This window comes from Micromonospora sp. NPDC050784, from assembly GCF_044456765.1.
GTDB classification, from domain to species: Bacteria; Actinomycetota; Actinomycetes; order Mycobacteriales; family Micromonosporaceae; genus Micromonospora; species Micromonospora foliorum.
Window position 1 is genome coordinate 1 of sequence record NZ_JBITGG010000025.1, and the last position, 12,216, is coordinate 12,216.

The following is a 12,216-nucleotide window of genomic DNA, read 5'->3' on the forward strand; positions in this document are numbered from 1 at the left end:
AGAGTAGGACGCCGCCGGACAATCTTCCAGAAAAGGCCACCCCTAACGGGGTGGCCTTTTCTGCGTTCCCTGACGAACGTCCGCACCCGCGCGCGGTCGACCCGCGTGTCCCGGTACAGGACTGGTGCGACCGCCGCACCGCCGTGCACACAGTCCGGCCGGAGGGCTGGGGCTGGGCTCGGTCTGCGGGCTGGAATCGGTCAAGGTCACGCTCGAACCAGGATGTAGTGGCCTGTCCGGCGGGGTGACACCACTGCAACCAGGATGTTGCGTGACCTTGGCGCCTGCGGGGGCGGTCTGCGGCCTCGGGCGGCGGGCGGCGGCGTGCGGCGGGGGACGGGGGAGGGCGCGGATGCGGTGCTTGGTCAGTCTCGGGTCTGCATGCCGTCGCGGAGGCTGCGCAGCAGGCCGCCGGCGTCGCTGACCGACCGGCCCGGGAACATCGCCATGACCACGCTGCCGTGGTCGGCCCAGCCGCACACCGCGAAGTCCCCGCCCTCGCCGCTGGTGCTGCCGCACTTCAGAACTCCGCCGAGGCCGCCCGCGGGCAGCTCGCGCAGACCGTTCACCGCGCCGGTCTCGTCCGACATGAGGCGGAAGAGGCTGTCCAGGTCCCGTTCCGGCTGCCACAGCAGGGTGGTGCCCCCGAAGATGAGGACCGAGCGCTTGTCGTCGGCCGGGTCGCGGTAGACCGTGCCGAAACTGCGGTCCAGCTCGATGTTCGCCGCCAGGCCGCTGCGCAGGTAGTCGGCCGTACTCTTCGCCCGCTCGCTGTCGTCGCGGGTCAGACCCGCCACCTGATCGGGTGAGGTCAGTTGGGTGTCCTTCTGCTGCGCCACCCGCAACCCACCGACACCGAGCACCGCGGCGCCGGCGAGGCCGACCACGAGTGCGGCCGTCCAACCGATCTTGCGGCGGCGTGACCAGCCGCCGGACCGCTCGTCGGGGTCGCCTCCGGAGTCCCGGGTGCTCAGCTGGATCGGCTCTTCGGTCAGCTCGACCGGCTCGCGACCGCCGTCGCGCGACCGCTCGGTGAGATGTGCGTCGGACATAGCCGACACCGTACGCGAACGGCAGGTGGCGCACGTCAGGTCTGCGGAAGCCCTCCGTAGACTTGTCCGGTGACCGAGAGACTGGATGCCCGACGCCCCGACGCCCCGACCCTTGCCGGCCAGTATCAGCCCGGTGAGGTAGAGCAGCGACGGTACGAGCAGTGGGTAGCCGGCGGGCACTTCCGGGCCTCCGCCGACAGCGACAAGCCCCCCTTCACCATCGTCATCCCGCCGCCGAACGTCACCGGCTCGCTGCACATGGGCCACGCGTTCGAGCACACGCTGATGGACGCGTTGACCCGGCGTAAGCGGATGCAGGGCTTCGAGGCGCTGTGGCTGCCGGGCATGGACCACGCCGGCATCGCGACCCAGAACCTGGTCGAGCGGCAGCTCGCCGCCGAGGGGCTTTCCCGGCACGATCTCGGCCGGGAGAAGTTCGTCGAGCGGGTCTGGCAGTGGAAGGCCGAGTCCGGTGGCGCCATCCTCGGCCAGATGCGCCGCCTCGGCGACTCCGTCGACTGGGACCGCGAGCGCTTCACCATGGATAAGGGGCTGACCCGCGCCGTCCAGACGATCTTCAAGAAGCTCTTCGACGACGGCCTGATCTACCGGGCCAACCGGATCATCAACTGGTGTCCGCGCTGCCTCACGGCGCTCTCCGACATCGAGGTCGAGCACACCGACGACGACGGCGAGCTGATCTCGATCCGCTACAGCGACGAGGTCGTGGTGGCCACCACCCGGGCCGAGACGATGCTCGGCGACACCGCCGTGGCGGTGCACCCCGACGACGAGCGCTACCAGCACCTGATCGGCACCGAGGTCGAGCTGCCGTTGACCGGCCGTCGGATCCCGATCGTCGCCGACACGCACGTCGACCCGTCCTTCGGCACCGGCATGGTCAAGGTGACGCCCGCCCACGACCCGAACGACTTCGAGATCGGCCAGCGGCACGACCTGCCCGCGCTGACCGTGATGGACGAGCGCGGCGTGATCACCGTGCCCGGCCCGTTCGAGGGGTTGGACCGGTTCGAGGCGCGGCCCGCGATCGTGGCCGCGCTGCGGGAGCAGGGCCGGATCGTCGCCGAGAAGCGCCCGTACGTGCACGCCGTCGGGCACTGCTCGCGCTGCAAGACCACGGTCGAGCCACGGCTGTCGCTGCAGTGGTTCGTCAACACCGCCCCGCTGGCCCAGGCCGCGGGTGACGCGGTGCGTGACGGCCGGGTCCGCATCGAGCCTGCCGAGCTGGCCAAACGCTACTTCGCCTGGGTCGACAACATGCACGACTGGTGCATCTCCCGCCAGCTGTGGTGGGGGCACCGCATCCCGGTCTGGTACGGCCCCGCGGGCGAGATCGTCTGCGTCGGCCCCGACGAGGAGCCGCCGAGCGGCGAGGGCTGGCACCAGGACGAGGACGTCCTGGACACCTGGTTCTCCAGCGGCCTGTGGCCGTTCTCCACTCTGGGCTGGCCCGAGCAGACCCCGGACCTGGCGAAGTTCTACCCGACCAGCGTGCTGGTCACCGGGTACGACATCCTGTTCTTCTGGGTCGCCCGGATGATGATGTTCGGCCTGTACGCGATGGACGGCCGGCCGCCCTTCGACGTGGTCGCCCTGCACGGGATGGTGCGCGACCAGTTCGGCAAGAAGATGTCGAAGTCGTTCGGCAACGTGGTCGACCCGCTGGACTGGATCGACAGGTACGGCGCCGACGCCACCCGGTTCACCCTGGCCCGGGGCGCCAACCCCGGCCAGGACGTCCCGGTCAGCGAGGAGTGGTGCCAGGGCTCCCGCAACTTCTGCAACAAGCTCTGGAACGCCACCCGGTTCGCCCTGATGAACGGCGCGCACACCACCGGCGACCTGCCCCCCACCGAGCAGCTCTCCACCGTCGACCGGTGGATCCTGTCCCGGTTGGCGCACGTCACCGCCGAGGTCGACGAGCAGTTCGAGGCGTACGAGTTCGCCAAGGTGTGCGACCTGCTGTACCACTTCGCATGGGACGACGTCTGCGACTGGTACGTCGAGCTGAGTAAGCCGGTGCTCGCCGAGGGCGGTGAGCGCGCGGAGGCCAGCCGCCGGGTGCTCGGGCACGTGCTCGACCAGTTGCTGCGGTTGCTGCACCCGGTCATCCCGTTCGTCACCGAGGAGTTGTGGCTCGCGCTGACCGGCGGCGAGACGGTGCAGGCCGCTGCCTGGCCGGTGGCCGACCGGTCGCTGGTCGACGACGCCGCAGAGGCCGAGCTGGTCGGTGTGCAGCGGGTGGTCACCGAGATCCGCCGGTTCCGTTCCGACCAGGGGCTGCGCCCGACGCAGCGGGTGGCTGCCCGCCTGGACGGGCTGTCCGGCGCGGGTATCGCGGCCCACGAGCCGCTGATCCGTTCGCTGGTCCGGCTGGATCCGGCCGGGGACGACTTCCAGGCAAGCGCCACGCTGGCCATGCCCGGCGCGGTCGGTGTCGCGTTGGACACCCGGGGCTCGATCGACGTGGCCGCCGAGCGGGCCCGGTTGACGAAGGACCGCGCGGCGGCTGAGAAAGAGGTCGCGCAGGCCCGGGCGAAGCTCGACAACCCTGCCTTCATCGGCAAGGCCCCCGAGCCGGTGGTCGCGAAGATCCGCGACCGGCTCGCCACCGCCGAGGCCGACCTGGTCCGGATCGACGCTGCTCTGGAGACACTGCCCTCGTGACCGACCGTACCGATTTCGCCGCCGTCGAAGCCGAGCTGAACGCCCGTGGTTTCACCCGCATGGTTTTCGAGCTGGACCGGATCGAGTCGCTGCTCGACTTGCTCGGCAGCCCACAGCGGGCGTACCCCGCGATCCACCTGACCGGCACCAACGGCAAGACCTCCACCGCGCGGATGATCGACTCGCTACTGCGGGCGTTCGGGCTGCACACCGGCCGGTACACCAGCCCGCACCTGGAGACCGTCCGGGAGCGGATCAGCCTGGACGGGGAGCCGGTCAGCGAGGAGCGGTTCGCGGCGGTGTACCGGGAGATCAAACCGCTGGCCGAGCTTGTCGACGCGCGGTCGGACGAACCGCTGACGTACTTCGACATGACCACGGCGTTGGCGTTCGCCACCTTCGCCGACGCGCCGGTCGACATCGCCGTGGTCGAGGTCGGCCTCGGCGGTGCCGAGGACGCCACCAACGTTCTCCAGGCCGGGGTCTGTGTGATCACCCCGATCGGGCTGGACCACACCGAGTGGCTCGGCGACACGATTCAGGACATCGCGCTGGCCAAGGCCGGCATCATCCACCCGGGGGCCACCGTGATCTCGGCAGCCCAGGAGGAGGAGGCCGCTGGCCCCCTCCTCGAACGCTGCGCCGAGGTCGGGGCCACGCTCGCCCGGGAGGGCGGCGAGTTCGGCGTGCTGGGTCGGGCGGTCGCGGTCGGCGGTCAGGTGCTCACCCTGCAAGGGCTGGGCGGCGTGTACGACGACGTGTTCATTCCGCTGCACGGTGCCCATCAGGCGCAGAATGCGGCGATGGCGCTCGCCGCCGTGGAGGCGTTCCTGGGTGCGGGGGCTCGACGTCAGCTGGACATCGAGGCGGTCCGGGAGGGCTTCGCCTCGACCAGTTCCCCGGGTCGGCTGGAGCGGGTGCGTAACGCCCCGACCATCCTGCTCGACGGTGCGCACAACCCGCACGGCATGAAGGCCACCGTCACCGCGCTCCAGGAGGAGTTCGCGTTCAGCAAGCTGGTGGCCGTGATCGGCGTACTGGCCGACAAGGACGCGGAGGGGCTGCTGGAGCTGCTGGAGCCGGTGGTCGACCAGGTGGTGGTCACCCGTAACAGCTCGCCACGGGCCATGCCGACGGAGGAACTCGCGGCGCTGGCCGCCGAGATCTTCGGCGAGGAGCGGGTGGCTTCGGCCGAGGAGATGCCGGATGCGATCGAGCTGGCGGTGGCGATGGCCGAGGAGGACGTCCCCGGTGAGTTGAGCGGGGTCGGGGTGCTGGTCACGGGTTCCGTGGTGACGGTCGCCGACGCGCGCCGGCTGCTGAAGCGATGACCGGCCCGGAGCGGGACCCGCGCCCCACCGAGGACCCGACCGGCCCGCCGGTCGAGCAGCCGGTGGGGGAGGAGCCCACGGCCGGGCAGCCGCGACGCTCCGGGTTGCGCGACCCGGAGCGGGCGGTACGCGGTCTCGGTGCTGGCACCCTCAGCCTCGAGGCGCTGGTGCTGCTGCTGGCGATCCAGCCGATCCGGGTGGTCGGCGGTGACCTCGGCGGCGCCGCGATCGGTGCGGTGGTGGCACTGGCGGTGGCCGCCGTGGTGCTCGCCGGCATGATGCGCCGCCCCTGGGCCTGGAACGCCGGCACCGTGCTCCAGGGTCTGCTGTTGCTGGGCGGTCTGCTGCACTGGTCGCTGCTCGGGCTGGGCATCATCTTCGCCCTGGTCTGGGCGTACGCGTTGCACGTGCGCCGCGTCATTCTCGGCTGACGCCGACCCGGTCGGCGGCGTCCGATGGCGAGCGCCGTCCCCGGTCGGCGGCGTCCGAGGGCGAGTGCCGTCCCTGGCGGCGTGCGAAGGCGGGACTCGGGCCGGGTCAGGCGTCGGCGCGTTCGCGCCACTGGGTGAGCGCGACGCCGTGGCCGTCGGGGTCGCGGAAGGCCGCCGCCCACACCTCCAGCTTGGTGCCCCGGTTGACCACCCGGGGCGCGTACGTGAATCGGACGCCCGACCCGCGCAGCCGCTCGTACGCCGCCTCGATGTCGTTCACCTCGAGGTTGACGTGCACCAACCGGCGGCTGATGGGCGCTGCCCCGGTCACCTCGCGCAGCACGAGCCGGGTCGTCCCGGAGGCGAGGACGGCGTTGTGCGCGCCCTGGTCGACCTCGCTGAAGCCGAGCACGTCGCGGTAGAAGCCGAGCGACCGGGGCAGGTCGGTGACCAGCAGGGTGAGGCCCACCCCGCTGATCGGAGCGGCCGGGTCCGCTGCCGAGCCGGCATCGAACCCGAAGATCGCCTGGTCCAGTTCCTCGTCGGTGACGGTCGCCCGTGCGGCCCCGGCCGGGGAGGGATCGTCCAGCGGAAGGTCGAGTGGGTCCAGTGGGTCGGCCGCGCCGGGACCGGACCGCTGCGCGGGCGGTGGGTCGAAGCGCTGCGTGCTGGGCTGGTCGGAGCGCTCTGCGCTGGGCTGGTCGGAGCGCTGCGTGCTGGGCTGGTCGGAGCGCTGCGCGTTGGGCGGTGGGTCGGAGCGGTGTGCGGTGAGCGGGTCGACGGGGTCCTCGGTGGGCGGGATGGTCGTGCCGTCCTCCGCCGCCGCGTCGAATCGGTCGGCGGCGGGCTCGTCGAAGCGCTCCTCGGCGGGCGGGCGCGGCGCCGGGGTTGCCCGCCGGGGCAGCCCACCGGCCTGCGGTTCGACGACGACACCCTCCAACACCACCGGGCCACCCGGGCTCTGGTGCATCACCACGGGCTCGCGCTCCTCGGGCACGACACCCGGGTCGTCACGGCGCGGGTCGTCACGTCGCAGGTCGTCACGGCGCAGGTCGTCGCGCCGGGGATCGGTCCGCGAAGGGTCGGTGCGCAGGGGGTCGCCGAGCGGGTCCCGGAACGGGTCACCGACCGGGTCCCGGAAGTCGTCGCGGAATTCGTCGTCGGGTGCCCGGTCGGCCCACGGTGGCGCGTCCTGCTGGATCAGCAGCTCGTCCATCGCCTCCGCGTCGGCGAACTCCGGCGGGAGATCGGCGACGGCAGCGGCGGTCTCGGCGTGGGTCGGCACCTCGTCCCAGAGCACCTTGACGTGCCGCTGGTCGTCCAACGCGACCCGGATCGGCAGGGTCTGGCCCAGCGAGGGCCACTTGGAGACCGGCACCCTCGGCTCGATGATCTTCTTGGATCGCGGCGGTAGCCCAGGAGCGTCGATCACCAGTTGCAGTTCGCAACGGCCGAACGCGTACTGGGTGGGTGGTTCGGAGGCGCTGTGCACGTGCCCGACACCTACGACCCACGTGCGACCGCCGCCGCGTACGGTCGCCAGCGCGATGGCCAGCACCAGCAGGGCGACGCCGAGAGCCACGATGGCCCAACTGGTCATGCCCAGCCCGAACAGGACGACGAACGTGGCCACGGTGCCCAGCACCGTGCCGATCAGCTTGCGTACCGGCGCGATGGGTCGGTTCCCGCCATTCGCCACAGTGGACCTCCCGGGGGTCAGGGCCAGGCTAGGCCGGATCGGCCACCGGGGGAAAGACCGGCCGCCGCGCCGGCGCCGGGACCGGGTCGCTAGGCTGACCGTACCGATCCCGAGCGTTCAGCGCGTACAGGAGGAACCCAGCGTGTCCAGCAACAGCCCGGATGAGCGCAGCCTCGTTCTGATCAAGCCCGACGCGGTTCGCCGCGGCCTGGTCGGCGAGGTCCTCTCCCGCTTCGAGCGCAAGGGGCTGCGGATCGACGCGATGGTGCACCGGACGATGGACGCCGCGCTCGCCGACGAGCACTACGCCGAGCACGTCGACAAGGCGTTCTACCCGCCGTTGAAGGACTTCATGACCGGCGGCCCGCTGGTCGCCCTGGTGCTCTCCGGTGATCAGGTCATCGACGTGGTCCGCGGGCTGGTCGGCGCCACCGACGGGCGCAAGGCCGCCGCCGGCACCATCCGGGGTGACCTGTCGCTGTCCAACCGGGAGAACCTGGTGCACGCCTCCGACTCGACGGACAGCGCCAAGCGCGAGATCGCGCTCTGGTTCCCCGAGCTGGGCTGACGCCCCCTCCGCCCGGGGCCGACCGACGACACCCGGGTTCAGCCGATCGCCGGCACCTTCGCCGGGTTGCCGACCACGTAGATTTCGGTGATCCGCCCGTCGGCCGCCGCGATGGTCAACGTGTACCGACTGCCGTTCGCGCGGGTGATCAGCATCGCGGGTTCCCCGTTGAGTTCGATCGGATCCATGGTGACCCGGTGACGCGGGCCGTAGACACCGGCGTAGAACCGGGCGATCCGGTCCGCGCCGGTGACCGGGTTGAGGGCGGCCCGCACCCGACCGCCACCGTCGTTCCACGCGGTGGCGTCGGCGGCCACCAGGTCGGTGAGCCTCGCCAGGTCGCCGTCGCGGGCGGCGGCGAGGAACGCGTCCAACAGCCGCTCCCGCTCCGGGCGGCTGGCGGTGAACCGGCGTTGTTCCTGCCGTACCCGCTCGGACGCCCGGTGGTACAGCTGCCGACAGTCGGCGGCGGACCGGTCCAGGATCTCGGCGATCTCCGCGTACGGCAGGTCGAAGGCCGTGTGCAGGACGTACACCGCCCGCTCCGGCGGGGTGAGCCGCTCCAGGACGTGCAGCAACGCGGTGGAGAGCGAGTCGCGTAGCTCCACCCGGTCCAACGGCCCGAACGGCGAGGGCGCGGTCGGGACCGGCTCGGGCAGCCACGTCCCGACGTACGTCTCACGGGCCGCCTGTCGGGCGCGCAGTCGGTCCAGGGCCAACCGGGTGACCACCCGGGACAGGTACCGGCGCGGCTCGTCGACCCGGGCCCGGTCCACACCCAGCCAGCGCAGGTACGCCTCCTGGAGCACGTCCTCCGCGTCGTGCCGACTGCCGAGCAGGCGGTACGCGAGCCCAAGCAGCATCGGCCGGTGCGCCTCGAGCGCACCGGCCGCCTCTGCTGCCGCCTTGGTGGTCACGCCTGGGCCGGAGGCTCCAGCCGCATCGTCACCCCGATCCGATTCCACACGTTGATTGTGGCAATCGCGATGACGAGGTCGGCCAGTTCCTTCTCCGACCAGACCTTCGCGGCCTCATCCCACACCTCGTCCGGCACCCCGTGCTCACCGAGCTTGGTCACCGCGTCGGTGAGGGCCAGCGCGGCCCGCTCCCGCTCGTCGAAGAAGGGCGCCTCCCGCCAGGTGGCGACCGCGAACAGCCGCTGGCTCGACTCGCCGCCGGCGAGCGCGTCCCGGCTGTGCATGTCCACGCAGTACGCGCACCCGTTGATCATCGACGCCCGCAGCTTCACCAGCTCCAGCACGGTGTGGTCGACGTTCGTCTGGACGTACTTCTCCAACCCCAAGACGGCCTTGTACGCCTGCGGTGCGACCTCGGCCGGGTTCATCCGTTGCACGACTACCTCCTGATCGGTCCGACACCTTGACGACGAATGAGGCGGGGTCGGTCGTGACAACCGCGGCTGTGACCCCGCTCATGCCGTCGAAGCGACCGGGGTGGGCGGCAAGCCACCAGCGACCGACGACCGGCGTTCGCGTTCGCGTCACCCGGGCCGCCGCTCACGGTCATCTCCACCCGATAGACCCACGGGGTCAACCCATGATCGGGAGGAAGCATGACCGAGCTTGATCGACGTACCCTGCTGCGGACCGGCCTGGTGGTCGGTGCCGGAGCCGCCGGCGGCGCCCTGCTGGGCGGTGCCGGTGCGAACGCCGCCCCGGCCTGGCGCCCGGCGGCGCGCCCGGTGCTCACCCACGGTGTGCAGAGCGGCGACGTGACCGCGGACTCGGCGCTGGTCTGGACACGGGCCGACCGGGCGGGCCGGATGCTGGTCGAGGTGAGCCGTCGGCCGGACTTCCGGGGGGCGCGTACGCTGCGCGGCCCGGTGCTCACCCCGGACGGCGACTTCACCGGGAAGGTCCGGCTGCGGGGCCTGCCGGACTCCGAGCGGCTGCACTACCGGGTGCGGGTGGAGAGCCTGGATCGGCACGGGGTGGTCAGCGAGCCGCTGACCGGGACGCTGACCACCGCGCCGGGGCGGCACCGGCGACGCGACGTGAAGTTCGTCTGGACCGGCGACGTGGTCGGGCAGGGCTGGGGGATCGACCCGAACTTCGGAGGCATGTCGATCTTCCGGGCCATGCGGCAGACCCGGCCGGACTTCTTCCTGTGCAGCGGCGACACCGTGTACGCCGACGGCCCGCTGGTCGAGTCGGTGACGCTGCCCGACGGGCGGATCTGGCGCAACCTGGTCACCCCGGAGAAGAGCAAGGTCGCCGAGACGCTGGCCGAGTACCGCGGGCAGTTCGCGTACAACCTGCTCGACGAACACCTGCGGGAGTTCGCCGCGGCGGTGCCGCAGATCAACCAGTGGGACGACCACGAGGTTCTGAACAACTGGTACCCGGGTGAGATCCTGGACGACCCGCGCTACACCGAGCGGCGGGTGGACGTGCTCGCCGCCCGGGCCCGGCAGGCGTTCAACGAGTGGCTACCGGTGCCCGTCGACGGGCCGATGTACCGGAGGCTGTCGTACGGGCCGTCGCTGGACGTTTTCGTACTCGACATGCGCACCCACAAGGACCCGAACGACGGCAACACGTACGCCGACCCGAAGCGTGGTCTGCTCGGCCGGCAGCAGCGGGAGTGGCTGATCCGGGAGCTGAAGCGCTCCACGGCGACCTGGAAGGTGATCGCCAACGACCTGCCGATCGGCGTGGTGGTGCCGGACGGTCCCGGCGCGCAGGAGGGTGTCGCGCAGGGCGACCCGGGTGCGCCGGCGGGCCGGGAGTTGGAGTTCGCCGAGGTGCTGCGGGCCACCCACCGGGCCGGGGTGACCGGCATGGTCTTCCTGACCGCCGACGTGCACTACTCCGCCGCGCACCACTACGACCCGGCCCGGGCGGCGGTCGGCGACTTCACCCCGTTCTGGGAGTTCGTCTCCGGGCCGGCGCACGCCGGTGCGTTCGGCCCGAACGCGCTGGACGGCACGTTCGGGCCGCAGGCGGCCTTCGTGCACGCGCCGCCGGTGGCCAACACGGGCCCGGCGGGTGGCTTCCAGCACTTCGGCGAGGTCACCATCGACGGCGAGTCCGAGGCCCTGACGGTGCACCTGCGCGACCGCGACGGCGCCTCGCTGTGGAGCACCACCCTGCCGGCTCCCTGACCCCAGCTCGTTGATCATGAGGTTGGCGGGCGGAATGGCGGCCCACCGCCCCGTCAACCTCATGATCAGCGGCGGTCGGGGACGCTGGTCAGCACCACTGTGTCGTCGCTGAGCGGCGGGGACGGTTCCGGCCGGTTCGCGGGGGTCGGCATGCCGGGTACCGTCCGCGCCGAGGGGGCGGCCGGCTCGGCGGGGGCGTTCGACGGCGGCTCGACGGCCGGCACCGGGGGGACCACCTTGCCCCGCCCGGAGAACCGACGTCCCACCCCGATCATCGGCTGCTCCACCCAGCGGTAGAGCAGGTCGGCGGCGAGCAGGCCGACCACGGTGGTGGCCACGAACAACCGGGTGCTGTGCCCGGCGTACGACGGGACCAGCGCGATCACCGTCGTCATGGCGAGGTACTGCACCAGGTAGAGCGAGTAGGAGCGTTCGCCCACGAAGACCAGTGGTCGCCAGGAGAGCAGTTTCGTCGGCAGACCGGGGGCCAGCATGGCGGGGAGCAGCAGCGCCACCGCCACCGCGTACACGCCGATCATCAACTCCGAGTGGCCGTCCTCGGCGGGTGGCCAGTACGGCAGCGACAGGTGCACGGCGACGAACCCGGCGAGCACGGCGAGGGACGCCACGGGACGGGTCAACGGCCGGAACAGCGCGTACCCCCGCGGGTGGTGCATGACGACCGCCAGCAGGCAGCCGATCAGGATCGACACGTAGTGGATCGGCCAGTACGGCCAGTCCTTCTCGAACGGGATCAGCGCGACGAGCGCGGCGATGGCCAGCACCGTCACCGCCATCCGGCGCAGGAACGCGGCGGTGACGAACGCGAAGGCGAGCATCGGCCAGATCAGGTAGAACTTCCACTCGATCGCGATCGTCCAGGAGTGCGGAAACGCCTGGTTCGGTGCGAACTCGTTGACCATGAGCAGGTAGTACGGCATCGACTCGCGGAGCTTCCCGCTGGCGCCGTTGAGGTGCGCGAGGGCGTACGTGGCGGCGACCACCACCAGGTAGACCGGCAGGATCCGGAAGATGCGCCGGACGTAGAAGGACCGCAACGACACCCGTCCCCGCGACTCCTCCTCGCGCAGCATCAGCGTGGTGATCAGGAAGCCGGACAGCACGAAGAACAGTTGGACGCCGACCCAGCCGGACAGCCAGGTCCATCGCGGCCCCCCGAAGTGGAAGGCGACGACGATCACCGCGGCGATCGCACGGAGCCCGTCGAGGGCGGGGAACCGGCGCATCGCGCGGTATTCGGCGTAACTTATCGTGGCCACCGCTGAATTCTGGGGAGCGGCACACAACGCGTCAAGGCGGCTC

The 12,216-nt window shown here is 71.5% G+C and carries 10 protein-coding genes; 5 read left to right on the forward strand and 5 right to left on the reverse strand.

Features of this window, described 5'->3' with window-relative positions; all coding sequences use genetic code 11:
* Window positions 1-365: 365 nt before the first annotated feature.
* Window positions 366-1,052 carry a hypothetical protein gene (locus ACIBD9_RS27480; protein WP_387172237.1) on the reverse strand — a complete coding sequence of 229 codons (687 nt, stop codon included), beginning with the start codon at window positions 1,050-1,052 and terminating at the stop codon, window positions 366-368.
* A gap of 69 nt (window positions 1,053-1,121) precedes the next feature.
* On the opposite strand from ACIBD9_RS27480, the gene ACIBD9_RS27485 reads away from it, so the two are divergent.
* The 3 genes from ACIBD9_RS27485 to ACIBD9_RS27495 are packed head-to-tail and all read left to right on the forward strand — an operon-like array spanning window position 1,122 to window position 5,502.
* A complete protein-coding gene (locus tag ACIBD9_RS27485; protein WP_396721994.1) occupies window positions 1,122-3,740 on the forward strand; it encodes a valine--tRNA ligase in 2,619 nt (872 codons plus the stop codon).
* Window positions 3,737-5,071: a bifunctional folylpolyglutamate synthase/dihydrofolate synthase gene (locus tag ACIBD9_RS27490; protein ID WP_396721995.1), complete on the forward strand. Its 1,335-nt coding sequence runs from the start codon at window positions 3,737-3,739 to the stop codon at window positions 5,069-5,071. Before ACIBD9_RS27485 ends, ACIBD9_RS27490 begins: the two co-directional genes overlap by 4 nt.
* The gene (locus tag ACIBD9_RS27495; RefSeq protein ID WP_396721996.1) at window positions 5,068-5,502 is read left to right on the forward strand and encodes a DUF4233 domain-containing protein; all 435 of its coding nucleotides are present in this window, start codon (window positions 5,068-5,070) and stop codon (window positions 5,500-5,502) included. Before ACIBD9_RS27490 ends, ACIBD9_RS27495 begins: the two co-directional genes overlap by 4 nt.
* A gap of 106 nt (window positions 5,503-5,608) precedes the next feature.
* On the opposite strand, the gene ACIBD9_RS27500 is transcribed toward ACIBD9_RS27495, so the two are convergent.
* The gene (locus ACIBD9_RS27500; RefSeq protein WP_396721998.1) at window positions 5,609-7,201 is read right to left on the reverse strand and encodes a VOC family protein; all 1,593 of its coding nucleotides are present in this window, start codon (window positions 7,199-7,201) and stop codon (window positions 5,609-5,611) included.
* Window positions 7,202-7,343: 142 nt separating this feature from the next.
* Here ACIBD9_RS27500 and ndk point away from each other — a divergent pair, with 142 nt between their 5' ends.
* Window positions 7,344-7,769 (forward strand): nucleoside-diphosphate kinase, encoded by a 426-nt coding sequence (gene ndk / locus ACIBD9_RS27505; protein ID WP_091409968.1) that lies wholly within the window; start codon window positions 7,344-7,346, stop codon window positions 7,767-7,769.
* A gap of 38 nt (window positions 7,770-7,807) precedes the next feature.
* Here ndk and sigJ read toward each other — a convergent pair whose 3' ends face one another.
* Window positions 7,808-8,686: an RNA polymerase sigma factor SigJ gene (gene sigJ, locus ACIBD9_RS27510; protein WP_396722000.1), complete on the reverse strand. Its 879-nt coding sequence runs from the start codon at window positions 8,684-8,686 to the stop codon at window positions 7,808-7,810.
* Entirely contained in the window at window positions 8,683-9,114 is a 432-nt protein-coding gene (locus ACIBD9_RS27515) for a carboxymuconolactone decarboxylase family protein (protein ID WP_396722108.1), read from the reverse strand. The genes sigJ and ACIBD9_RS27515 overlap by 4 nt, the downstream gene beginning before the upstream one ends.
* A 228-nt stretch (window positions 9,115-9,342) precedes the next feature.
* Between ACIBD9_RS27515 and ACIBD9_RS27520 the strand changes: the two genes are divergently transcribed.
* Window positions 9,343-10,893: an alkaline phosphatase D family protein gene (locus ACIBD9_RS27520; RefSeq protein WP_396722001.1), complete on the forward strand. Its 1,551-nt coding sequence runs from the start codon at window positions 9,343-9,345 to the stop codon at window positions 10,891-10,893.
* Window positions 10,894-10,958: 65 nt separating this feature from the next.
* Here the strand turns inward: ACIBD9_RS27520 and ACIBD9_RS27525 are convergent, their stop codons facing one another.
* Window positions 10,959-12,173, reverse strand: a complete 1,215-nt coding sequence (locus ACIBD9_RS27525) for an acyltransferase family protein (RefSeq protein WP_396722003.1) — start codon at window positions 12,171-12,173, stop codon at window positions 10,959-10,961.
* Between the last annotated feature and the right edge of the window lie 43 nt (window positions 12,174-12,216).